This window comes from Modestobacter sp. SYSU DS0511 (genome assembly GCF_054050755.1).
This window is the reverse complement of sequence record NZ_JBJGZY010000004.1, coordinates 69,119-92,040: the sequence shown is the minus strand read 5'-3', so window position 1 is coordinate 92,040 and position 22,922 is coordinate 69,119. Positions and strand designations below refer to the sequence as shown.

The 22,922-nt window shown below is 77.0% G+C and carries 21 protein-coding genes, 1 pseudogene and 1 riboswitch; of the genes and pseudogenes, 17 read left to right on the top strand and 5 right to left on the bottom strand.

Annotated elements, in window-relative coordinates; all coding sequences use genetic code 11:
* The first annotated feature begins 93 nt into the window (after positions 1–93).
* The 4 genes from ACI783_RS03470 to ACI783_RS03455 all read left to right on the top strand — a co-directional run bounded on the left by ACI783_RS03470 (position 94) and on the right by ACI783_RS03455 (position 5,552).
* Positions 94–201, top strand: a complete 108-nt coding sequence (locus ACI783_RS03470) for an SIP domain-containing protein (protein WP_457139134.1) — start codon at positions 94–96, stop codon at positions 199–201.
* Positions 202–268: 67 nt separating this feature from the next.
* Positions 269–344: riboswitch (cobalamin riboswitch) on the top strand.
* A gap of 53 nt (positions 345–397) precedes the next feature.
* Positions 398–4,021, top strand: coding sequence for a cobaltochelatase subunit CobN (gene cobN, locus ACI783_RS03465; protein WP_457139133.1), 3,624 nt, complete (start codon positions 398–400; stop codon positions 4,019–4,021).
* Between the two features lie 156 nt (positions 4,022–4,177).
* Entirely contained in the window at positions 4,178–5,257 is a 1,080-nt protein-coding gene (locus tag ACI783_RS03460; RefSeq protein ID WP_457139132.1) for a WD40/YVTN/BNR-like repeat-containing protein, read from the top strand.
* A gap of 10 nt (positions 5,258–5,267) precedes the next feature.
* On the top strand, positions 5,268–5,552 hold the full coding sequence (locus ACI783_RS03455; protein WP_457139131.1) for a MoaD/ThiS family protein: 285 nt from the start codon (positions 5,268–5,270) through the stop codon (positions 5,550–5,552).
* 3 nt (positions 5,553–5,555) lie between these two features.
* On the opposite strand, the gene ACI783_RS03450 is transcribed toward ACI783_RS03455, so the two are convergent.
* From ACI783_RS03450 to ACI783_RS03440, 3 genes are read right to left on the bottom strand one after another with little or no spacing between them, the layout of a single operon-like run.
* Entirely contained in the window at positions 5,556–6,329 is a 774-nt protein-coding gene (locus tag ACI783_RS03450) for an adenosylcobinamide-GDP ribazoletransferase (protein ID WP_457139130.1), read from the bottom strand.
* On the bottom strand, positions 6,326–6,898 hold the full coding sequence (cobU, locus tag ACI783_RS03445; protein ID WP_457139129.1) for a bifunctional adenosylcobinamide kinase/adenosylcobinamide-phosphate guanylyltransferase: 573 nt from the start codon (positions 6,896–6,898) through the stop codon (positions 6,326–6,328). Before cobU ends, ACI783_RS03450 begins: the two co-directional genes overlap by 4 nt.
* A complete protein-coding gene (locus ACI783_RS03440; RefSeq protein WP_457139128.1) occupies positions 6,895–7,461 on the bottom strand; it encodes a histidine phosphatase family protein in 567 nt (188 codons plus the stop codon). Before ACI783_RS03440 ends, cobU begins: the two co-directional genes overlap by 4 nt.
* A gap of 46 nt (positions 7,462–7,507) precedes the next feature.
* On the opposite strand from ACI783_RS03440, the gene ACI783_RS03435 reads away from it, so the two are divergent.
* From ACI783_RS03435 to ACI783_RS03425, 3 genes are all read left to right on the top strand, one after another.
* A complete protein-coding gene (locus ACI783_RS03435; RefSeq protein WP_457139127.1) occupies positions 7,508–7,903 on the top strand; it encodes a cupin domain-containing protein in 396 nt (131 codons plus the stop codon).
* Between the two features lie 34 nt (positions 7,904–7,937).
* Complete coding sequence (locus ACI783_RS03430; protein WP_457139126.1) at positions 7,938–8,735, top strand: oxidoreductase; 798 nt, start codon at positions 7,938–7,940, stop codon at positions 8,733–8,735.
* A gap of 93 nt (positions 8,736–8,828) precedes the next feature.
* Positions 8,829–9,818, top strand: a complete 990-nt coding sequence (locus tag ACI783_RS03425; RefSeq protein WP_457139125.1) for an aldo/keto reductase — start codon at positions 8,829–8,831, stop codon at positions 9,816–9,818.
* Between the two features lie 46 nt (positions 9,819–9,864).
* Here ACI783_RS03425 and ACI783_RS03420 read toward each other — a convergent pair whose 3' ends face one another.
* Positions 9,865–10,713, bottom strand: a complete 849-nt coding sequence (locus ACI783_RS03420; protein ID WP_457139124.1) for an HAD family hydrolase — start codon at positions 10,711–10,713, stop codon at positions 9,865–9,867.
* 125 nt (positions 10,714–10,838) lie between these two features.
* On the opposite strand from ACI783_RS03420, the gene ssd reads away from it, so the two are divergent.
* The 7 genes and pseudogenes from ssd to ACI783_RS03385 all read left to right on the top strand — a co-directional run.
* Positions 10,839–11,930: a septum site-determining protein Ssd gene (ssd, locus tag ACI783_RS03415; protein ID WP_457139123.1), complete on the top strand. Its 1,092-nt coding sequence runs from the start codon at positions 10,839–10,841 to the stop codon at positions 11,928–11,930.
* Positions 11,927–13,087 carry a TadA family conjugal transfer-associated ATPase gene (locus ACI783_RS03410; protein ID WP_457139122.1) on the top strand — a complete coding sequence of 387 codons (1,161 nt, stop codon included), beginning with the start codon at positions 11,927–11,929 and terminating at the stop codon, positions 13,085–13,087. The genes ssd and ACI783_RS03410 overlap by 4 nt, the downstream gene beginning before the upstream one ends.
* Complete coding sequence (locus ACI783_RS03405; protein WP_457139121.1) at positions 13,084–13,884, top strand: type II secretion system F family protein; 801 nt, start codon at positions 13,084–13,086, stop codon at positions 13,882–13,884. Before ACI783_RS03410 ends, ACI783_RS03405 begins: the two co-directional genes overlap by 4 nt.
* Positions 13,881–14,657: a type II secretion system F family protein gene (locus ACI783_RS03400; RefSeq protein WP_457139120.1), complete on the top strand. Its 777-nt coding sequence runs from the start codon at positions 13,881–13,883 to the stop codon at positions 14,655–14,657. The genes ACI783_RS03405 and ACI783_RS03400 overlap by 4 nt, the downstream gene beginning before the upstream one ends.
* Positions 14,658–14,799: 142 nt before the next feature.
* Positions 14,800–15,033, top strand: a complete 234-nt coding sequence (locus ACI783_RS03395) for a DUF4244 domain-containing protein (protein ID WP_457139119.1) — start codon at positions 14,800–14,802, stop codon at positions 15,031–15,033.
* Between the two features lie 9 nt (positions 15,034–15,042).
* Complete coding sequence (locus tag ACI783_RS03390) at positions 15,043–15,420, top strand: TadE family type IV pilus minor pilin (protein WP_457139118.1); 378 nt, start codon at positions 15,043–15,045, stop codon at positions 15,418–15,420.
* Positions 15,417–15,761 (top strand): annotated as a pseudogene (locus tag ACI783_RS03385) (Rv3654c family TadE-like protein); the annotation flags it as partial. The gene ACI783_RS03390 and the pseudogene ACI783_RS03385, both read left to right, overlap by 4 nt.
* Positions 15,762–15,869: 108 nt before the next feature.
* On the opposite strand, the gene ACI783_RS03380 reads toward ACI783_RS03385, so the two are convergent.
* Positions 15,870–18,404 (bottom strand): DEAD/DEAH box helicase, encoded by a 2,535-nt coding sequence (locus ACI783_RS03380; protein WP_457139117.1) that lies wholly within the window; start codon positions 18,402–18,404, stop codon positions 15,870–15,872.
* A gap of 166 nt (positions 18,405–18,570) precedes the next feature.
* Between ACI783_RS03380 and ACI783_RS03375 the strand changes: the two genes are divergently transcribed.
* From ACI783_RS03375 to ACI783_RS03365, 3 genes are all read left to right on the top strand, one after another.
* Positions 18,571–20,862: a sodium-translocating pyrophosphatase gene (locus ACI783_RS03375; RefSeq protein ID WP_457139116.1), complete on the top strand. Its 2,292-nt coding sequence runs from the start codon at positions 18,571–18,573 to the stop codon at positions 20,860–20,862.
* 123 nt (positions 20,863–20,985) lie between these two features.
* Complete coding sequence (locus ACI783_RS03370; protein WP_457139115.1) at positions 20,986–21,324, top strand: hypothetical protein; 339 nt, start codon at positions 20,986–20,988, stop codon at positions 21,322–21,324.
* Positions 21,321–22,862: an alpha/beta hydrolase gene (locus ACI783_RS03365; protein WP_457139114.1), complete on the top strand. Its 1,542-nt coding sequence runs from the start codon at positions 21,321–21,323 to the stop codon at positions 22,860–22,862. Before ACI783_RS03370 ends, ACI783_RS03365 begins: the two co-directional genes overlap by 4 nt.
* The last annotated feature ends 60 nt before the right edge of the window (positions 22,863–22,922 follow it).

Here is a 22,922-nt window from a genome sequence, read left to right as displayed (position 1 = left end):
CAGCCGGGGGGGCGTCGGCCGGACCTGCCGCAGCGAGGCGAGCACGGTCTCGAACTCGGTCCGCTCGTCGTCGGGCGGGTCACCAGGTGCTGGGTGGCCTCCGAGGCCGCGGCCACCCGGGAGCTGGGCCGACACCTGCGCCGCGAGCTCGGGGTGGCCAAGGACCGGGTGTCGGCGCTGGGCTACTGGCGGACCACCTGACCGCGCCGTCCACCCGGCCCGCCGGCGTCCCCGGTAGCGTCTGCCGCACATCACGGCAGTGCAGCGAGGAAGCCGGTGCGAACCCGGCGCGGTCCCGCCACTGTGTGCCCCGTCCCGCTGGTCGGCCGGGGTGAGCCAGACACCGCGGCTGCCGTGTCCGACGACCCGGGGCGCGGACCCCGAGGGAGGCACTGCCGTGAGCTCTCGCACCTTCACCCTGCTCTCGACGAGCGACACCGACCTGTTGAGCGCCCGGTCCAGCGCGGCCGACTGGCGGCTGGGCAACCCAGCCCGGCTCGGCGCCGACGGGATGGCGGACCTGGCGGCCGGCAGCGACCTCGTCGTCGTCCGAATCCTGGGCGTACGCCGCCAGTACGAGGAGATGCTCGCCCCGCTGCTCGCCGGGCCGGCTCCGGTCGTCGTCCTCGGTGGGGAGAACGTGCCGGACGCCGAGCTGATGGAGCTCTCCACCGTGCCGATGGGCGTGGCGACCGAGGCGCACGGCTACCTGGCGCAGGGCGGGCCGGACAACCTCGAGCAGCTGCACCGCTTCCTCGGCGACACCCTGCTGCTCGAGGGCGAGGGCTTCGAGGCGCCGTCGGTCGCCCCGGAGTGGGGCGTCCTGGAGCGCCCCGCGCGCACCGGCGAGGGTCCGGTCGTCGCCGTCCTTTACTACCGGGCGCACCACCTGTCCGGGAACACCGGCTTCGTCGAGGCGCTGTGCACCGCGATCGAGGACGCCGGCGGCCGTCCGCTGCCGGTGTTCACCGCCTCGCTGCGCACCGTCGAGCCCGGCCTGGTCGAGCTGCTGCGCACCGCCGACGCCCTGGTGGTCACCGTGCTGGCCGCCGGCGGGTCGAAGCCGGCCACCGCGCAGGCCGGTGGGGACGACGGCGCCTGGGACGTCGGCGAGCTCGCTGATCTGGACGTCCCGGTCGTCCAGGGGCTGTGCCTGACCAGCTCCCGTGCCGAGTGGGCCGCCAACGACGACGGGCTCTCCCCGCTGGACGTCGGCAACCAGGTCGCCATCCCGGAGTTCGACGGCCGGCTGATCAGCGTGCCGTTCTCCTTCAAGGAGACCGACGCCGACGGGCTGACCTCCTACGTCGCCGACCCCGAGCGGGCCGCCCGGGTCGCCGGCACCGCGGTCGCGCACGCCCGGCTGCGGCACACCCCGCCGGCCGAGCGCCGGATCGTGGTGATGCTGAGCGCCTACCCGACCAAGCACGCCCGGATCGGCAACGCCGTCGGGCTGGACACCCCCGCATCGGTGGTCAGGCTGCTGGCCGCGATGCACGGTCAGGGCTACGACATCGGCCCGTTCGACGGCCCCGATGCGCTGCCCGGCGTCGCCGACCTGGATGGCGACGCGCTGGTGCACGCGCTGATCGCCGCCGGCGGCCAGGACGAGAACTGGCTCACCGAGGAGCAGCTCAGCGGCAACCCGGTGCGGATCCCCGCCGCCGAGTACCGCCGGCACTTCGACTCGCTGCCGGCCGAGCTGCGCGAGGCGATGGTCGAGCACTGGGGCGAGGCACCCGGCTCGCTCTTCGTGGACGGGGACGACATCGTCTTCGCCGCGCTGCGTGCCGGGAACGTCGTCGTGATGGTGCAGCCGCCGCGCGGCTTCGGGGAGAACCCGATCGCGATCTACCACGACCCGGACCTGCCGCCGTCCCACCACTACCTGGCCGCCTACTGGTGGCTGCGCAGCGTCTTCGGGGCGCACGCGATGGTGCACGTGGGCAAGCACGGCAACCTGGAGTGGCTGCCCGGCAAGACCGTCGGGATGTCCGCGGGCTGCGGCACCGACGCCGCGATCGGCGACCTGCCGCTGGTCTACCCGTTCCTGGTCAACGACCCGGGCGAGGGCACCCAGGCCAAGCGCCGGGCGCACGCGACCCTGGTCGACCACATGGTGCCGCCGATGGCCCGGGCCGACTCCTACGGCGACATCGCCCGGCTGGAGCAGCTGCTCGACGAGCACGCCAACATCGCCGCGATGGACCCGGCGAAGCTGCCCGCCGTCCGGCAGCAGATCTGGACGCTGCTGCAGGCGGCCAAGCTCGACCACGACCTGGGGCTGACCGAGCGGCCCGAGGACGACCACTTCGACGAGATGATCCTGCACGTCGACGGCTGGCTCTGCGAGATCAAGGACTCCCAGATCCGCGACGGGCTGCACGTGCTGGGCACCCCGCCGTCGGGGCAGGACCGCGTCGACCTGGTGCTGGCGATGCTGCGCGCCCGGCAGATCTGGGGTGGCACCGTGGCGCTGCCCGGGCTGCGCCAGGCGCTCGGGCTCACCGAGGACGGCACCGCCGGGCTGAGGGAGACCGACCGGGTCGAGGCGCAGGCCGAGGCGCTGGTGGCCGGGATGGAGGAGCGCGGCTGGACCGCCTCGGCCATCGCCGACGTCGTCGGTGGCGTGCTCGGCACGACGGACGACGAGGTCGCCGCCGTCCTGCGGTTCGCCGTCGAGGAGGTCGTGCCCCGGCTGGAGCGCACGACCGACGAGCTGGACATGACGCTCCACGCGCTCGACGGCGGCTACGTGCCGGCGGGGCCGTCGGGCTCGCCGCTGCGCGGGCTGGTCAACGTGCTGCCGACCGGGCGGAACTTCTACTCGGTCGACCCGCGTGCCATCCCCTCCCGGCTGGCCTGGGAGACCGGCTCGGCGATGGCCGAGTCGCTGGTCGACCGCTACCGCGCCGACCACGACGGGCAGTTCCCGCCCTCGGTCGGGCTGTCGGTGTGGGGCACCTCGGCCATGCGCACCGCGGGCGACGACGTCGCCGAGATCCTGGCGCTGCTCGGCGTCCGGCCGGTCTGGGACGAGGCGTCGCGACGGGTGACCGGCCTGGAGCCGATCGACCTCGACGAACTCGGCCGGCCCCGGATCGACGTCACGGTGCGGATCTCCGGCTTCTTCCGGGACGCCTTCCCGCACGTGGTGACCATGCTCGACGACGCCGTGACCCTGGTCGCCTCGTTGGACGAGTCCGACGACCAGAACTTCGTGAAGGCGCACGTCGAGGCCGACGTCGCCGGGCACGGCGACCGGCGGCGGGCCACCACCCGGGTGTTCGGCTCCAAGCCCGGCGCCTACGGAGCCGGGCTGCTGTCGCTGATCGACTCGCGGAACTGGCGTGGGGACGCCGACCTGGCCGAGGTCTACGCGGTGTGGGGCGGCTACGCCTACGGCCGCGACCTCGACGGCGTGCAGGCCCGCCCGGACATGGAGGCCGCCTACAAGCGGATCGCCGTGGCGGCCAAGAACGTCGACACCCGCGAGCACGACATCGCCGACTCCGACGACTACTTCCAGTACCACGGCGGCATGGTCGCCACGGTGCGCGCGCTGACCGGCTCCTCGCCGGAGGCCTACATCGGCGACTCCACCCGGCCCGAGCAGGTGCGGACCCGGTCGCTGGTCGAGGAGACCTCCCGGGTGTTCCGCGCCCGGGTGGTCAACCCCAAGTGGCTGGCCGCGATGCGCCGGCACGGCTACAAGGGCGCCTTCGAGCTGGCCGCCACCGTCGACTACCTGTTCGGCTACGACGCCACCACCGGCGTGGTCGCCGACTGGATGTACGAGAAGCTCGCCCAGACCTACGTGCTCGACCCGGAGAACCGCGAGTTCATGGAGAAGTCGAACCCGTGGGCGCTGCACGGCATCGCCGAGCGGCTGCTGGAGGCGGTCGACCGGAAGATGTGGGCCGAGCCGGACCCGGCGCTGCTGGCCGAGCTGCAGCAGGCGTACCTGGACACCGAGGGCGACCTGGAGGGCGGGGAGACCCCGGCGCAGCAGCCGGTCTGACCTCCTGTTCGCCTCCGGCGGGCAGGTTCCGGGGAGCTTGTGCTCTGCTCACCCCCGGTGAGCAGAGCACAAGCTCCGTGGGACCACGTTCGTCGGCCTCGTGCGGATGCGTCGCCGCGCCGATGACTTCGTCGGTCCCCGGCGGTCTACTGCTGCATGGCGACGACTCTGCTGGCGATCGGCACCCGCAAGGGGCTCTGGCTCGCGACGAGTGCGGACCGACGGACCTGGTCCCTCTCCGCACCGCACTTCCTGATGACGGAGGTGACGAGCATCGGCATCGACGTCCGTGGCGGGCGCACCCGCGTGCTGCTCGGCGTCCGCTCCGAGCACTTCGGGCCGACCGTCGTCCACTCCGACGACCTCGGCGCCACCTGGACCGAACCCGAGGGCGGCGCGATCCGGTTCCCGGCCGACACCGGTGCCGCGGTGGAGCGGATCTGGCAGCTGCACCCGGACTCCGCCGACCGGCCCGGGGTGGTGTGGGCCGGCTGCGAGCCGATCTCGCTGTGGCGGTCGGACGACGGCGGGGAGCACTTCGAGCTGTGCCGCGGCCTGTGGGACCACCCGCACCGCGCCGAGTGGGGCGCGGGCTACGGCGGGGCGGCGGCGCACTCCGTCGTCCCCGGGCCCGACGGCACGGTGCACGTGGCGATGAGCACCGGCGGCGTCTACCGCACCCGCGACGGCGGCGCGTCCTGGCAGCCCCGCAATTCCGGGATCAGCGCCTACTTCCTGCCCGGGCCGGCACCGGAGTTCGGCCAGTGCGTGCACAAGATCGCCCGCGACGCCGCGGTGCCCACCCGGCTGTACGCGCAGAACCACCACGGGGTGCACCGCTCCGACGACGACGGCGACACCTGGACCTCGATCGCGGACGGGCTGCCCTCGGACTTCGGCTTCGTGATGCTGGCCGACCCGCGCCGCGGCGGACGGATCTGGGTGGTGCCGCTGGTCGCCGACGGCCGGCGGATCCCGCCGGACGGGCGGCTGGCGGTGCACCGCAGCGACGACGCGGGGGAGACCTGGCAGGAGCTGACCGCAGGGCTGCCGACCGACCAGTACAACGCGGTGCTGCGGGACGCCGCCTGCGTGGACGCCGACGACCCGGTCGGCGTCTACGTGGGCACCCGCGGCGGCGAGGTCTACGCCAGCGCCGACGCCGGGGAGTCGTTCACGCAGGTCGCCGGCCACCTGCCCGACGTGCTGTGCGTGCGCGCCGCGGTCCTGCCATGAGGGAGCTGCCGTGACCGTGCGGGTGCTGCTGCCGCGGCTGCTGGCCGACTGCACCGGCGGGCGCTCCTCGGTGGCGCTCGACCTCCCGGCCGAGGCCACCGTCGGCGCGGTGCTCGACGCGCTGGCCGCCGACCACCCGGTGTTCGACCGCCGGGTGCGCGACGAGACCGGCGCGCTGCGCCGCTTCGTGAACGTCTACGTCGACGGCGAGGAGGTGCGCCGGCTGAGCGGCCTGGCGACGGTCGTCGGACCCGGTGCGGAGGTCATGGTCGTGCAGTCGGTCGCCGGCGGCTGATGGTCAGGGCAGCAGCAGCGCTGCGGTGAGCAGGGTGACCGTGGTGGCCACCTCGCCCATCGCGCCCATCACGTCGCCGTTGACCCCACCAAGCCGGGTCCGGGCCCGGGAGAGCAACCCCTCGGACGACCCCAGCCCGGCCGCGACGGCGGCGACCAGCACGAGCGCGGCGACGGGGCCGTCGGCCCCGGCCAGCAGCCCGCCGCCGGCGACCGCGACCGCCGTGAGGAGCGCCGCGCCGGCCAGCCACGGCCGGGACACGGTGCCGGCCACCGCCCCGCCGAGGGAGGAGCCCTCGGCGATCGGCACGCCGGGCAGGCCGGTGCGGGCCATCGCCACCCGGGCGGTGAGGGTGGCCGCGGGCAGGGCCAGCCACCCGCCGTCCACCGGGAGCAGGTGCGCGAGGCAGGCGACCTGGAGCAGCAGGGTGAGCACCAGGGTGGCGACGCCGAACGGGCCGACGTCCCCGGCGCGCATCACCGCCAGCGCCTGCTCCCGGCCGCGCAGCGGGCCGAGACCGTCGGCGGTGTCGGCCAGCCCGTCCAGGTGCAGCCCGCGGGTGGCCACGGCGAGGACGACGACCCCGAGCGCCGCGCCCACCAGTGGGCTGGCCGCACGGCCGGCGGCCCAAGCCGCCGCGGTGGCCGCCGACCCCAGCACCAGCCCGACCAGCGGCGCCCACGGCAGCGCGCCGCGCACCGATCCGACCGGGGGCATGCGTACCGCGCTGAGCAGCGAGAACGCCTCGACCGGCCCGGACCACCAGCGCCGGCTCATCGCAGCCGCTGCGGCAGCCCCGCGACGACGAACCACACCTCGTCCGCGGTCGCTGCCAGCCGCTGGTTGACCGTGCCCAGGGTGTCGCGGAACAGCCGCCCGGCGCGGGTCCCGGGGACCACGCCCAGCCCGACCTCGTCGCTGACCGCGACCACGTGCGCCGGCGTCATCACCCAGTTGTTGACCAGGGCGTCGCAGCGGGCGGCCAGGCGGTCCAGCGCGGCCTCGGCCCGCCGCCGGTCGGCGGCGTGCGCGCCACCGGCCTCCGCGCCGTCGTCGGCGGTGCCCCAGACCCCGGTCTCGTCCATGAGCGCGGCCACCCAGGTGGTGATGCTGTCGACCAGCACCGCGCCGCCGCGGACCAGCTCCGAGGGCATCGTGGTCTCCAGCGTCGTCCAGCCGACCGGCCGGCGGGCCCGGTGCGCCGCGACCCGCTGGGCCCACTCGGCGTCGCCTTCGGACACCTGGCTGGTGGCCAGGTAGGTGACGTCGTGCCGGCCCTCCAGCAGCTGCTCCGCGTAGGCCGACTTGCCCGAGCGGGAGCCGCCCAGCACCAGGACCCTGCTCATAGGACGAGCTCCAGCCGGGTGACCGTGCCGTTGTGCGGGGTGACCACCGGCATCTCCGCGGGGCCCAGCCCGGCGGCGACGGCCTGCGCGGCGCGGATCGTGTCGCCGTGGGTGACCAGCGCGACCACCTCCGCCGGCGGGTCCGCGGCCAGCCGGGCGAGGAGGGCGGCCACCCGGGCGTGCAGCTGGGCGAGGCTCTCCCCACCCTCGGCGGACCAGTGCACGTCGGTCCAGTCGACGACGTCCCACAGCTCGTGCGAGGGGCGGCCCTCCAGCACGCCGTAGCCCTGCTCGCGCAGCTCGGGGGTGGTGGTGACCGGGAGCCCGGTGGCCGCGGCGCAGTGCTCGGCGGTCTGCACCGCGCGCAGCAGGTCGCTGGAGAGCAGGGCCCCCGGGCCGGCGCCGGCGGCGGAGACTGCGGCCAGCTCGGCGGCGGCGGACGCCGCCTGCTGGTGGCCCAGCTCGGTGAGCGGCACGTGGGGCGTCTGGCCCTGCATCAGGCCCGCGGCGTTCCACTCGCTCTGGCCGTGCCGGACGAGGAGGAGAGTCAGGGGACCGGCCATCGTGGGGAGAGCCTAAGCGGAGGCCCGGCAGGGCATCCTGGCCGGCATGACCGCAGCGGAACCCGTCAACGTCACCGCCGCCCTCGCCAGCTTCGACGACGTCTACAGCCCGCGCATCGTCGCCCGGGTCAACGACTACGACGTCCGGATCGCGCACGCCCGCGGCGAGCACGTCTGGCACGTCCACGAGGACACCGACGAGTTCTTCCTCGTCCTCGACGGCCGCTTCGACGTCGCCGTCCGGCAGCCCGACGGCTCGGAGGTGACCGTGCAGCTGGAGCGCGGGGACACCTTCGTGGTGCCGTGCGGCACCGAGCACAAGCCGTCCTCGACCGGCGGGTCGATCCTGATGTTCGAGCCCACCGGCACGGTCACCACCGGGGACGACGACAGCGTCGCCGTCCCCGACCACGTCGACCGCACGGCGGGCCGCCCGCTCTGACCCGCCGCAGCAGGCGGCTCGTACCGTCGTCGCCGTGACGATCCCGCTGCGCCCCGGCGCCGGCCGCGCCGCCGCGCCCGCCGCCCGCCCGACCGGCCCCGATCCGCTGGCGCCGCTGCTCGAGCTGCCCGGCGTGTCCGCCGCCGCGGAGGGCGCGCGGGCCGCGGTCGACCGGCTGCTCGGTCACAAGGTGCTGCGGCGCGAGTCGGCCGGGGTGAGCGCCGAGTCGGCGCTGCGCGGTGCCCGGGCCTCGGCGGCGCTGGAGGGCGTCGACGTGCCGCTGCCCGCCGTCCGTACCGGGGAGGTGGACGACCCGGTTGTGCAGGGCTCGCTGCGGGTGTCGGTGGGGCTGGGGTCGATGGTCGAGACCTGGCAGCGTGCGCCCGGCCAGGTGCTCGCCCGGCTGCACGTGCTGGCCGCGGCCGACCTCGCCGACCCTGACCAGCTGGGGCGCCCGCACGGCGCGGCCGGTCCGCGGCTGGGCGGGCTCTTCTCGATCATCACCGGCGCGACCACGGTCCCGGCCGTGCTGGTGGCCGGGGTGGTGCACGGCGAGCTGGCCGCGCTGGTCCCCTTCGGTGTGCAGGACGGCGTGGTCGCCCGCGCCGCCGCGCGGCTGGTCGGCATCACGCGGGGGCTGGACCCCAAGGCGGTCTCCGTGCCGGAGGTGGGCTTCGCCGAGCTCGGCGCGGGTGCGTACGCCGCCGCGCTGGCGGGGTACCGCTCCGGCGGTCCGGACGGCGTCGCCGGCTGGCTGGTGCACTGCTGCCGGGCCACCGAGCTCGGCGCCATCGAGGGCCTGGCGATCTGCGAGAGCCTGCTCCGCGGCTGAGGGAGAAGCCCTCCCACCCCTCGCGCGCTCGGGCGGGGCCCTGGAGGAGCCCATGGCACTGCGGCGATCGCGCTCGGCGTCGAGACTGGGTAGATGCGCTTCCTCGAGGTCGACGGTCTGGGACAGGTCAGCCGGGTCGGACTGGGCACCTGGCAGTTCGGCTCCCGTGAATGGGGGTACGGCGACGAGTACGCCGGAGGAGCGGCGCGGGACATCGTCCGGCGGGCCCGGGAACTCGGCGTCACGCTGTTCGACACCGCCGAGGTCTACGGTTTCGGCCGCAGCGAGAGGATCCTGGCCGAGGCCCTCGGCGCCGACCGGGCCGAGGTGGTCGTCGCCAGCAAGGTCTTCCCGGTGGCGCCGTTCCCGGCGGTGGTGCGCAACCGAGCGGCCGGGAGCGCCCGCCGGCTGAGGCTCGAGCGGATCCCGCTCTACCAGGTGCACCAGGCCAACCCGCTGGTGCCGGACTCGGTGATCATGCCGGGCATGCGCGCTCTGCTCGACGAAGGTGTGATCGGTGCCGTCGGGGTGTCCAACTACTCCCTGGAGCGCTGGCAGGCCGCCGACCGCGCGCTGGGCAGCTCGGTGGTGAGCAACCAGGTCCAGTTCTCCCTGGCGCACGCCGGGCCGCTGGCCGACCTGGTGCCCTTCGCCGAACGCGAGAACCGGGTGGTCATCGCCTACAGCCCGCTCGCCCAGGGCCTGCTGGGCGGCCGGTACTCGGCGGACCACCGCCCCGGGGGCGTCCGGGCGATGAACCCGCTGTTCGGCACGGAGAACCTGCACCGGGCCGAGCCGCTCCTCCAGCTGCTCCGGGACGTCGCCGCCGCCCACCAGGCGAAGCCGGCCCAGGTGGCCCTGGCCTGGCTCCTCGGCCTGCCGCAGGTGGTGGTGATCCCGGGGGCGTCCAGCGTCGAGCAGCTCGAGTCCAACGTGGCGGCCGCCGAGCTGGAGCTGACCCCGGCGGAGCAGCAGGCGCTGACCGCCGCGGCGCAGGAGTTCCGGCCGGTCTCCACCGGCCGTACGGTCCTGGACCAGGTGCGCGCGAAGGTGACCGAGGTGCGCGCCCGCGTGGGCGGCTGAGTCCTCGGGGCGGGGCGGCGGCAGCGCCGGGGCCGGACCGGCCGGTTCAGGCGCCGCGGCGTCGGCCGCGGCCGTCCGGTGGGGTGACCACCGGCGGGGCCGCGTCCCCGGGGGAGAGGGCGCGCAGCGCCCGCCGGCGGGCGTACCACGCCAGCCCGGCCACGGCGGCGCCCACGGCGGCGCTGGTCACCACCGGCGTCCGACCGCCGAAACGCGACCGCAGCGTCACCGGGCGGGTGAACGTCAGCACCGGCCAGCCGCGCTCGGTGGCGGCCCGGCGCAGTCCCCGGTCGGGGTTGACGGCCGTGGGGTGGCCGACCGCCGCCAGCATCGGCAGGTCGGTCACCGAGTCGCTGTAGGCGAAGCAGTCGGCGAGGTCCCAGCCCTGCTCCGCGGCGATCTCCCGCATCGCGGCGGCCTTGTTCTCGCCGTAGGCGTAGAAGTCGATCTCGCCGGTGTACCGGCCGTCGACGGTCACCATCCGGGTGGCCACCACCCGGTCGACGCCGAGCATCTCGCCGATCGGGCCGACCATCTCCGCCCCGCTGCTGGAGACGATGACGATCTCCCGGCCCGCGGCCCGGTGCGCCTCGATCAGGTCGGCGGCCTCGGCGTAGATCAGCGGGTCGACGATCTCGTGCAGCGTCTCGCGGACGATGTCGTGCACCACCGCGACGTCCCACCCGGTGGTCATCGCGGTGATCTGGCGGCGCATCCGCTCCATCTGGTCGGCGTCGGCGCCGGCGAGGGAGAAGACGAACTGCGCGTAGGCGCCCTTGAGGACCGCCCGGCGGTTGATCAGCCCACCCTGGAAGAACGGTCGTCCGAAGGCCAGGGTGCTGGACTTCGCGATGACCGTCTTGTCCAGGTCGAAGAACGCCGCGGCGCCGGTCACGTCCTCCACGGTAGGGGGATCGGCAGCCCCGCCGTCCAGGCGCACCGCCGTCCACACCCCGAGGGGTCATCCACAGTTCGCCGGCACGACTTCCGGACCGGCTCCGGTACCGGTGCGCTGGCCCGGTGCCTGTTGCCCCGCGCCGCGCCGGCGCCCTCCCGTCCGACCGCCGCCCCGTCGTCGCCAGCACCGACGAGACGCTCCTCGACGACCTGCTGGGGGTGCTCGCCGCCGCCGGTGCCACCGCCGAGCTGACCACCGGCGGGCCCGCGCTGTGCCGAGCCGCCCGCGACGCCCCGTTCGTGCTCGTGGGAGCCGACCTGGTCGACAGCGCAGCGGTCCGCGCGCTGCCCCGGCGGCCGGGCCTGCTCGTCGTCACCGGCAGCGAGCCCGCGCCGGAGGTGTGGGCCGCGGCGGTGGAGCTGGGCGCCGAGCGGGTGGTGGTGCTGCCCCGCGACGAGGCGTGGCTGCTGGAACGGGCTGCGGCGGCGCTCCGCGCTCCCGCCCGGCCGGGCTGGCTGGCCGTCGTGGGCGGCGCCTGCGGTGGGGCCGGGGCGAGCACGCTGGCGACCGCCCTCGCGGTCGCCGCCCGGGCAGCCGCGGCCGACGAGGTGCTGCTGGTCGACGGCGACGGCTGGGCGGCGGGGCTGGACCTGCTGCTGGGCGCCGAGCGGTCACCCGGCCTGCGCTGGCCCGAGCTCTCCGGGCTCAGCGGCCGGGTGTCCGGGGCCGCCCTGGTGGCCGCGCTGCCCGAGGCGCACGGGGTGGCGGTGCTCTCCGCCTCCCGCGAGCACCCCGAGCCGGTCCCCGCCGACGCGCTCCTGGCCGTGGCCCGCGGATCGCGGGACAGCGGTCTGGCCGTCGTCGTCGACCTGCCCCCGCACGACGCGGCGGCCGAGCAGGTGCTGGTCGCCGCCGACCTCGCCGTGCTGGTGGTGCCGGCCCGGCTGCGGGCCGCGGCCGCCGCCCGGACCCTGCTGGAGTCGCCGGCCGGCGCCTGGTCCACGGCGCTGCTGGTGAGCCGGCCGGTGCCCGGCGGGCTGACCCGCGCGGAGGTGGCCGACGTGGCGGGGCGGCCGGTCTTCGCGGAGCTCGCCGCCGACCGGGCCGCCGTGGTGCGCAGCGAACGGGGTGAGCCGCCCTCGGTCACCGCCCGGGCCCCGCTGGGTCTGGTCAGCCGCCAGCTGCTCGGCCGGCTGCCCGGGCGGGCGGCATGACCGGGCAGCCGGCCGCCCCGCTCATCGACCGGGTCCGCTCCCGGCTGGCCGGCGTCCCCGGCACCGGCGTCCCAGGGGCCGCCACCGTCGCCGCCCTGGTCCGGGAGGAGACCGGCGGCCTGCTCGGTGACCGGGCGGTGCTGGACGCCGTCCGGCTGGCCACCGACGAGCTGGCCGGTGCCGGCGCGCTCGAACCGCTGCTGCGGCGCCCCGGGGTCACCGACGTGCTGGTCAACGGGCCGGACGAGGTGTGGATCGACTGCGGCAGCGGTCTGGAACGGGCCGACGTCCGGTTCCCGGACGAGGCGGCGGTGCGGCGGCTCGCGGTCCGGCTCGCGGCCTCGGCGGGGCGGCGGCTGGACGACGCCGCGCCCTGGGTCGACGCCGGGCTGCCCGACGGCACCCGGCTGCACGCGGTGCTGGCGCCGGTCGCCGCCGGGGGCACCTGCCTGTCGCTGCGGGTGCTGCGGCGGGCCGCGCTGACCTTCGGCGACCTGCACGCGCGCGGCGCCTTCCCCGGCGCGGCCGCCGACCTGCTGCGGGCGGCGGTGCGCCGCCGCCCGGCCTTCCTGGTCACCGGTGGCACCGGCACCGGCAAGACCACGGTCCTGTCCGCGCTGCTCGGTCTGGTCGACCGCACCGAGCGGGTGGTGCTGTGCGAGGACGCGCCCGAGCTCGCCCCCGCCCATCCGCACGTGGTGCGGCTGCTGACCCGGCCACCCAACGTCGAGGGCGCGGGCGCGGTCACCCTGCGGGACCTGGTCCGGCAGGCGCTGCGGATGCGCCCGGACCGGCTGGTGGTCGGCGAGGTGCGGGGCGGGGAGGTGGTCGACCTGCTGGCCGCGCTCAACACCGGGCACGACGGCGGCTGCGGCACGGTGCACGTCAACCGGACCGCCGACCTGCCCGCCCGGCTGGAGGCGCTCGGCAGCACGGCCGGCCTGGACCGCGCGGCGGTGCACAGCCAGACCGCGGCCGCGCTGGCGCTCGTCGTCCACCTGCGCCGCGGGCCGGGCGGGCGGTCGGTCGAGGAGCTGGGCGTCGTCCGGCGGCGGGGCGACCTGATCGAGGTGGTGCCGGGCTGGCGGGCCGACGGCGGGGAGTGCGCCGCCCGGACGGAGCTGGCCGGGCTGCTCGACTGCCGGGTGCCCGGATGAGCGCGCCGGCCCTGCTGTGCCTGGCGGCCGCGCTGCTCGCCTGGCCACCGGCGGCCGGTGCGGTGCGGCGACTCGCACCGGGGCCGCGTCCGCGGTGTCGGCTGCCCGACCCCGGCTCGGTGGCGCACCGGTGGGCCCTCCGGTCCGGGCCGGCGGTCGTGGCGGGCGCCGGCGGACTGCTGCTGTCCACGCCGGTGGTCGCGGTCCTCGCGGCGGTCTGCGCAACCGCCGGGGCGCGGGTGGTACGGAGCCGGGCCGGGGCGCGTGCCCAGGACCGGCGCACCCGGGCGCTGGCGGAGGCGCTGGGCGTGCTGGTCGCCGAGGTCCGGTCCGGACGGCCGCTGGCCGAGGCCGCCGGCGCCGCGGCGGCGGGCTGCCCGGACCCGGCCACGGCGCGGGTGCTGGAGCCGGTGCTCCGGCTCGGGGAACCGCCACCGGAACGGCCGGGTGACCCGCTCGGTCCGGCGCTGCTCCGGCTGGCGGCGGCCGTCCGGCTCAGCGGGCGCACCGGGTGCTCGCTCGCCGCCGTCATCGGCGCGGTGGAGGACGACCTGCGGGCGCGGCTGCGCACCGCGGCCGAGCTCCGCTCCGCGGTGGCCGGGCCGCGGGCGAGCGCCACCGTGCTGGCGGGCCTGCCGGTGTTCGGGCTGCTGATGGGCGCCGGCGTCGGAGCCGACCCGTGGCGCGTGCTGACCACGACCACGCCGGGCACCGTCCTGCTCGTGCTGGGCGTGGGGCTGGAGGTGGCCGGCCTGGCCTGGTCGGCCCGGCTGGTCGCCCGGGTCGTGCAGGGATGACCGGCGCCGCGCAGGCCGCGGTGGCGCTGGCCGCGGCGCTGCTGGTCTGGGTGCCGCCCGACGCCGCCCGTCGGGCCCGGATCCGGGCGGTGACCGGGCCGCCCGGTGAGGGCTCTGCTGCACCGGGACCCGGCGGCCGGCTGCGCCGGACGACCGGGTCCCGGGCAGGGGGTCCACCGGGCCCGGCGCGGCGACGGGTCGAGGCGGCGGCGGGTGCGCTGGCGGTCTTCGCGCTGCTCGGTGGCGGGCTCCCGGGCGCGGTCGGGGCGCTGGTCACCGGCGGAGCGCTGGACCGGGTGCTGCGCCGTACGGGGAACGCGCCGGAACGCGCCGGTGCCGCCCAGGTGCGCGCCGATCTGCCGGTGGCCTGTGACCTGCTGGCGGTCTGCCTGGCCGCGGGGACGCCGGTGGGGGAGGCGCTGGCCGCGGTCGCGGGCTCGGTGCCCGGACCGCTGGGCGACCGGCTGGCGCGGGTCGCGGCGCTGTACCGGCTGGGGGCGACGCCGCAGCGCGCCTGGGCCGGGGCCGGGCCGCCGGTCGATGCGCTGGCCCGGGCGGTGGTGCGCGCCGGGGAGTCCGGTTCATCGGTGGTGCCGGCCCTGCAGCGGCTGGCCGTCGACCTCCGCGGCGACGAGCGGGTGCGGGTCGACGCCGCCGTCCGGCGGGCGGGGGTCTGGGTGCTCGCCCCGCTCGGCCTGTGCTTCCTGCCCGCGTTCCTCTGCCTCGGCGTGGTGCCGCTGGTGCTGGGCATCGCCGCGGACGTCTTCCGCTGAGGCACCGCCGGCCCCTGCCCCGCGGGCCGGTGTCCACAGCGGGACCCGATCTCCACAGTCCCGGCGAGCGTCTGGGCGGGGGCCCGGCGGATGGGGAGGGTCGGGTCGTCGGGCCGAGAGCCGGCCCGCGGGAGGGAGCGAGATGACCGCGCGGGACGACGGGGGACGACGGGGCGGGCGGGTGGCGGCGGCGCTGAGCCGGCGCTGGGCGGCGGTGCGGCAGTCGGGGGAGGAGGGGATGAGCACCGCCGAGTACGCGGTCGGCACCGTGGCGGCCTGCGCGTTCGCCGCGGTGCTCTACCAGGTGGTCACCGGTGGGTCGGTGCTCGCCGCGCTCGGTCGCCTGGTCGAGTCCGCCCTGAGCACGCTGTCCTGAGGAGTCGCCGTGCGCCGCAGTTCCCGCCCGGGGCGGGAGGACGGGATGGTCACCGCCGAGACCGCGGTGGTGCTCCCCGTGCTGCTGTTCGTGCTGGCCGGTGCGGTCGCCGCGGTGGTCGTGGTCGCCGGTCAGCTGCGGTGCGTGGACGCCGCCCGGGAGGGGGCCCGGGCGGCGGCGCGCGGGGAGCCGGCAGCCGTGGTGCAGCGGGTCGCGGGTGCCGCCGCGCCCGACGGCGCCGCGGTCGGCCAGGGCGGCAGCGGTGACACGGTGACGGTCACGGTCGCCGCGGTGGTCGCCCCGCTGGGCCCGGTGCCCTGGCGGGTCACCGTGACCGCGACGGCCACCGCCGTGCTCGAACCCGCTGCCGGCGGAGGCGGGCCGTGAGCCGGCGGCCGGGCGGCGAGGGGGAGCGGGGCTCGGCCACGGTGTGGGTGGTGGCGCTCGCCGGGCTGCTGGCCGCGCTGGGCGTGGCCGCCGTGCTCGTCGGCGCAGCGGTCGTCGCCCGCCACCGGGCCACGGGGGCGGCGGGCCTCGCGGCGCTGGCCGCCGCCGGCGCCGCGGTGCAGGGCGACCCGGCGGCGTGCACCGTGGCCGGCGGGGTGGCGGCCGCGAACGGTGCCGCGGTGACCTCGTGCGCGGTCGGTGCCGGGGCGGTGGTGGAGGTGCACGTCCGGGTGCCGGTGCGGCTCGGCCCGCTGGGTGTGGTCGATGCCCGGGGCCGGGCCCGCGCCGGCCCGGTGCCGGCCGAGGGCCCGGGACCCGGAGACACGGGATCAGGAGACGCGGGACCCGGAGACGCGGGATCAGGAGACGCGGGATCAGGAGACGCGGGATCAGAAGACGAGGTCGTCGGTGACCTCGCCGGCGCCGGCGCCGGGGACGCCGCGCCCGGCCTGCTGCGGTGGCAGCCCCATGGGTTCGACCGTCTCGGCGGACCGGGCCTCCTCGGCGGGCCGGGCCTCCTCGGCGGGCCGGGCCTCCCCGGCGGGCCGGGTGTCCTCGGTGGGCAGTTCGGGCGCGGCGGCCAGTTCGTCGAGCACCACGTCGAGCACCCGGACGGCGCCGCGCTTGTCCAGCGGGTCGTTGCCGTTGCCGCACTTGGGCGACTGCACGCAGGAGGGGCAGCCGGACTCGCACTCGCAGCTGGCCACGGTGGCCCGGGTGGCCTGCAGCCACTCCCGCAGCACCGCGTAGCCCCGCTCGGCGAAGCCGGCGCCGCCGGGGTGGCCGTCGTAGACGACGATCGTGGCGGCGCCGGTGTCCGGGTGCAGGGCGGTGGAGATGCCGCCGAGGTCCCAGCGGTCGCAGGTGGCCAGCAGGGGCAGGATGCCGATCGAGGCGTGCTCGGCGGCGTGCAGCGAGCCGGGCAGCGCGGCGTCGTCGACGTCGGCGCGGCCGATCGCCCGGTGGTCGAGGGTCAGCCAGACCGCGCGGGTGCGCAGCTGCCGGGGCGGCAGGTCCAGCGGGAACTCCGCCAGCACCTCCCCGGTGCCCAGCCGCCGGCGCTGGTAGGCCACCACCTGGTTGGTCACGTCGACCACGCCGGTGTGCGCGGTCACCGCGCCCAGCCGGCGGGTGCGCTCGATCGAGACGATCGACAGGTCCACGGTGTCCCGGGCGACCGTCGTCCACTCCGGGCTCTCGGCGTGCACCACCGCGCAGGCGTCCTCGTCGTCGAGCTCGTCGACCACGAAGGTCTCCCCGCGGTGCACGTACAGCGCGCCGGTGTGCACCGTGGCGTGCGAGGCATCCCCGTCGACGGTGCCCAGCAGCCGCCCGGTGTCCCGCTCGATGATCGACACCGGGGCCGCGCCGCTGCCCCGGATGTCGACGTCGGGCCGCCCCCGCCCGGCCCAGTACCAGCCGGTGGGGCGGGCCCGCAGCTGCCCGGCGGCCACGAGCTCGGCGATCTGCGCCTCGGCCACCGGCCCACCGAAGTCGGCGAGCTCCTCGGGGCGCAGCGGCAGCTCGGCGGCCGCGCAGCACAGCTGCGGGCCGAGCACGTACGGGTTGGCGGGGTCGGTGACGGTCGCCTCGACCGGCCGCCCGAACACCGCGCGCGGGTGGTGGGCGAGGTAGTGGTCCAGCGGGTCGTCGCGGGCGATGAAGACGACCAGCGACTCGCGCTGCGCCCGCCCGGCCCGGCCGGCCTGCTGCCACATCGACGCCAGCGTCCCGGGGTAGCCGGCCAGCACGACGGCGTCCAGGCCGGCGATGTCGATGCCCAGCTCCAGCGCGTTGGTGGTCGCCACCCCCAGCAGCTCGCCGGTGGAGAGCGCGCGCTCCAGCTCCCGTCGCTCCTCGGGCAGGTAGCCGCCGCGGTAGGAGTCCACCTTCGCGGCCAGGTCCGACCGGCCCCGCGAGCGCAGGATCGCCCGGGCCTGCTCGGCCACCGTCTCCGCGCCGCGCCGGGAGCGGACGAACGCCAGCGTCCGGGCGTCCCGCTGCACCAGGTCGGCGAGCAGGCCCGCGGCGTCCGCGGCGGCCGACCGGCGCAGCGGGGCGCCGTGCTCGCCGGTCCGCTCGGTCAGCGGCGGCTCCCACAGGGCGAAGGTGGCGCCCGGCCGCGGGGAGCCGTCCTCGGTCACCGCGGTCACCTCGGCGCCGACCAGCCGGGTGGCGGCCGCGGCGGGGTCGGCGACGGTGGCCGAGGCCAGCACGAACACCGGCTCGGCGCCGTAGCGGCGGCAGACCCGGCGCAGGCGGCGCAGCACGTGCCCGACGTGCGACCCGAAGACGCCGCGGTAGGCGTGGCACTCGTCGATGACGACGTAGGCGACCCGGCGCAGCGTGCTGGACCACTTCTGGTGCGCGGGCAGGATCCCGCGGTGCAGCATGTCGGGGTTGGTGACGATCCACCGCGAGTGGCGTCGCACCCACTCCCGCTCCTCGCCGGGGGTGTCGCCGTCGTAGGCGGCCGGCCGCACCGACGGGCCGGCCAGCGCCGCGACCGAGGCCAGCTGGTCACGGGCCAGCGCCTTGGTCGGGGCCAGGTAGAGCACGCAGGCCCGGTCGTCCTCGGCGAGCGCGGTCAGCGCCGGGAGCTGGTATGCCAGCGACTTGCCCGAGGCGGTCCCGGTCGCGACGACGACGTGCGCACCGCTCCGGGCCAGCTCCGCGGCGGCCACCTGGTGGCTGAAGGGGGCGACCACCCCGCGGGCGGCCAGCCGGTCGCGCAGCTCCGCGTCCACCCAGTCCGGCCACGCCGACACCCGGCTGGGGCGGGCGGGCAGCCGGTGCACGTGGGTGACCGGGTCCTCGTCGTCCGCGGTGCCGGCCAGCAGCGACTCCAGCAGCTCGTCACCGGGCAGCGCCGCTGGCTCGGCGCCGGCGTCCGCGCGGGGCGGGGCGGGGCGGAGCGACGTCACGCCTCCCACTGTCACACCGGAGTGCAACCCATCCGGCCGCGACCAGGACGAACAGCAGGGAGTTGTGCCCCAGATCACAGAAGCTCTGGTGGAACCGCCCGGGCTGCGGCACAGTGCGTGCCACGCCGGGACCCTCCCCGAGCGCGAGCCCGGGGGTGGCCGGCCGGTGCGCGCCCACCTCGCCGCGGAGGCCCCGATGCCCGACGCCGACCTGTCCGGAGGAGACCTCGCCCTGGTGGCGGTCGTGCTCCTCGTCTCCCTCGCCGCGCTCGGCTTCGCCGCCTGGCTGGTCCGCGCGGTGCTCGCCGCCGACCAGGGCACGGCGTCGATGCAGGAGATCGCGGCGGCGATCCAGGAGGGCGCCGGGGCGTTCCTGCGCCGCCAGTTCCGCACTCTGGCGGTCTTCGCCGTCATCGTCTTCCTGCTGCTGCTCCTGCTGCCGGTCACCGACGGCGGGCTGGGCACCCGGGTGGGCCGGGCGGTGTTCTTCCTCGTCGGGGCCGCCTTCTCCGCCAGCGTCGGCTTCATTGGCATGACCCTGGCCACCCGCGGCAACGTCCGGGTGGCGGCGGCCGCGGCCGCCGGCGGGCACCGCCCCGCCTTCCGGATCGCGTACCGCACCGGTGGCGTCTGCGGGATGATCACCGTCGGTCTCGGCCTCTTCGGCGCCGCGCTGGCGCTGCTGCTGTTCCAGGAGACCGCCCCCGTGGTGCTCGAGGGCTTCGGCTTCGGCGGGGCGCTGCTGGCCATGTTCATGCGGGTCGGCGGCGGCATCTTCACCAAGGCCGCCGACGTCGGGGCGGACCTGGTCGGCAAGGTGGAGGCCGGCATCCCCGAGGACGACCCGCGCAACGCCGCCACCATCGCCGACAACGTGGGCGACAACGTGGGCGACTGCGCGGGGATGGCCGCCGACCTCTTCGAGTCCTACGCGGTCACCCTGGTCGCGGCGCTCATCCTCGGCCAGGTCTTCCTCGGCCCGGTCGGCATGGTCTTCCCCCTGGTGGTCGCGGCCGTCGGGGTGATCGCCTCGATGGTGGGCATCCTGGCCAGCAACCCCCGCGGCGGCGACCGGTCCTGGATGACGCCGGTCAACCGGGGCTTCTTCGTCTCCGCGGCCGTCTCGCTGGCGCTGGTCGCGGTCGCCTCGTTCACCGTGCTGCCGACGCTGTCGGGCGGGCTGGACGTGCCGGTCAGCCCGCAGGTGCTCGGGTTCCTGTCGGTGCTGATCGGGATCGTGCTGGCCGCGGCGATCCAGCAGCTCACCGGGTACTTCACCGAGACCTCCCGACGCCCGGTGCGCGACGTGGGCCGCAGCTCGCTGACCGGCCCGGCCACCGTGGTCCTCTCCGGCATCTCGCTCGGCCTGGAGTCGGCGGTCTACGCGGCGCTGCTGATCGGCGGGGCGGTCTACGGGGCGTTCCTCATCGGCGGGGCGGCTGCCCTCTACGCCGTCGCGCTGGCCGGCTGCGGCCTGCTCACCACCGCCGGCGTCATCGTCTCGATGGACACCTTCGGGCCGGTCAGCGACAACGCGCAGGGCATCGCGGAGATGTCCGGGGACGTCGACGAGGCCGGCGCCCAGGTGCTCACCGACCTCGACGCGGTCGGCAACACCACCAAGGCGATCACCAAGGGCATCGCGATCGCCACCGCGGTGCTGGCCGCCACGGCGCTGTTCGGCTCGTACAACGCGAGCATCGGCGACGCGCTGGACGACGCCGGGGAGGCCCTGGGGGACGCCTTCACCCTGGTCTCCCCGAACAACGTCGTCGGCGCGGTCATCGGCGCCGCCGTCGTCTTCCTCTTCTCCGGGCTGGCGATCAGCGCCGTCTCCCGGGCGGCCGGGCGGGTGGTGTTCGAGGTGCGCGAGCAGTTCCGCACCCACCCGGGGATCATGGCCGGCACCGAGCGCCCCGACTACGGCCGCGTGGTCGACATCTGCACCCGCGACTCGCTGCGCGAGCTGACCACCCCGGGGCTCCTCGCGGTGCTCGCGCCGGTCGCCGTCGGCTTCGGGCTCGGGTTCGGCCCACTGGCCGCCTACCTGGTCGGGGCGATCGCCACCGGCACGCTGATGGCGGTCTTCCTCGCCAACTCCGGCGGCGCGTGGGACAACGCCAAGAAGATGGTCGAGGACGGCGCGCACGGCGGGAAGGGCAGCGAGGCGCACGCCGCCACCGTCATCGGCGACACCGTGGGTGACCCGTTCAAGGACACCGCCGGGCCGGCGATCAACCCGCTGATCAAGGTGATGAACCTGGTGGCCCTGCTCATCGCCCCGGCGGTCGTCGGGCTCTCGGTGGGCGACGACCAGAACGACACGGTGCGGGTGCTGATCGCGCTCGGCGCCACGCTGGTCATCGTCGCGGCGGTGGTGGTCAGCAAGCGCCGCTCCGTCGTCGTCGGTGGGGACACCGACACCGCGGCTGCCACGCTGAGCGCCAGCGCTCCCTGATCCGCCCGCCGGTGTGGACGACGCCCGCGGCTGTGGACGACGGCGCACACGGCACCCGGACCGCCGCCCAGCATCGTCTCGCCGGTCCCACCCGGGGGCCGCGCGAGAGCGGGGGAGGGTGCGGTGTCCGGACTCGTCTCCGTCCAGCTGGAGGCGCTCGGGCAGCTGCAGGTCGAGCTGGCCGGGCTGGGGGTGGAGCTCACGGACGACGCCGGGCTGACCGGCGCCACCGGACGCTCGCTGGCCACCGCGCTGCCCGGGCCGGTCGGGGAGACGGCGGCCGACGCCGGCGTCCGGTGCGCGGAGCTGGCCGGTGCCCTCGCCGACCGGACGGCGGTGGTCGCCGCGGTGCTCGACGCCGCGCTGACCGCCTACCGGGCCGCCGACGCCGGGCTGGCCGCCCAGCTGGCGGCGCTCTCCACCCCGCTCGACCCGCCCGGCGGGCCGCTGGTGCCCCGGTGAGCGCCCCCGTGCTGGAGCAGATGGCCGGCTGGGACCTGCCCCAGCTGCGCGGCTGCGTCGGCACCCTGGCGCTGGTCGCCGACCGGCTGACGCCCTGGCGGGTGCGGCTGGACGCCCTCGGCCGGCAGCTGGCCGCGGCCGAGTGCTGGCCGGGCGATGCCGGGACGGCGGCCGCGGGTGCGCTGCTCGAGCTGTCCGGCGTGGCCACCGGCGTGGGCCGCCGCGTCGACGACGCCCTCGCCGCGCTGCACCGGCTGGTCGGCGCCGCCACGGAGGCCGCCGAGCACGCCGCCCGCGCGCTGGCCGTCGCCGGCTGGGCCGGGCTGCTGCTCGACGACGACGGCCGGGTCACCGGGCTGCCTCCGCAGCCGCACCCGTTGATGGCCCCGGACCAGGCGGCGGAGGTCGCCGCCCGCCGGTCCACCGCAGAGCACGCCGCCGCGCTCGCCGCCGGCCTGGCCGGAGAGGCGCGGGCAGCGGGCGACCGGGCGCTGGCCGCCGCCGTCGACGCCGGCGAGGCGCTGACCGACCTGGCGCCCGGCCCGGCGGTGGTCACCTTCGCCGACCTCCTGCCGCGGCTGGCTCCGCAGGGCCCGGTCGTCGCCCCGGCGCCGCCCGGGGCCGACCCGGTGGCCGCCGCCGCGTGGTGGACCGGGTTGAGCGCGCCCCAGCAGCTGGCCGCCATCGCGACCCGTCCCGACGCCGTCGGCGCGCTCGACGGGCTGCCGGGGTGGGCCCGCGACCGGGCGAACCGGCTCCGGCTGCAGGCGGCGCTGGCCGACCTGCCGCCCGGTGCGGCCCGGGAGGCCGCCACCGCGGTCGCCGCCCAGCTGGCTGCCGGGGACGGCGGCCCCCTGTCGCTGCAGCTGCTGGTCTTCGACCCCGGGCAGGGGCTGGCGGCGCTGTCGGTCGGTGACCTCGACACCGCACAGGCGGTCGCCGTCCTCGTGCCCGGCATCCTCACCACGGTCGCCGACGACCTCCCTGGACTGGCCGGCGCCGCCGCGGACGTGGTGTCCGCCGCGACCGCGGCCGCGCCCGGGCTGACCGTCGCGGCGGTGGCCTGGCTGGGGTACCGCACCCCCGGGCTGCTCGGCGCCCTGCAGCCGGTCACCGCCGCGCGGGCCGGGCGGGTGCTGGACCGGACGCTGGACGGGCTCGCCGCGGCCCGGGGCGGCCCGGGGGCATCACCGGCGGCCCGCACCACGGTCGTGGCCCACAGTTACGGCACGCTGGTCACCGGGCAGGCCGCGCGGGCGCCCGGCCGGCTCGCTGCCGACGCCGTCGTCCTGCTCGGCAGCCCCGGCACCGGCGGCCGGGCGTCCCGGCTGGAGGCCGAGGAGGTCTACGGCGCGTGGACGCCGGTCGACCCGGTCAGCATCAGCGGGTACTACGGCCCGAGCCCGGCCGACCTGGGCTACGGCGACGTCCCGCTGCCCACCGACCCCGGCCAGGGCCACACCGAGTACTACGACCGCGACCGGCCGACGCTGGCCGCCGTCGGCGCGGTCGTGGCCGGCGCCGGCCCGGTCAGGTGACCGTCCTGCCGCCCGGCGGAAGGGGGTCGGGAGCCCGGGAACCGCAGCGCGCGCCGACCG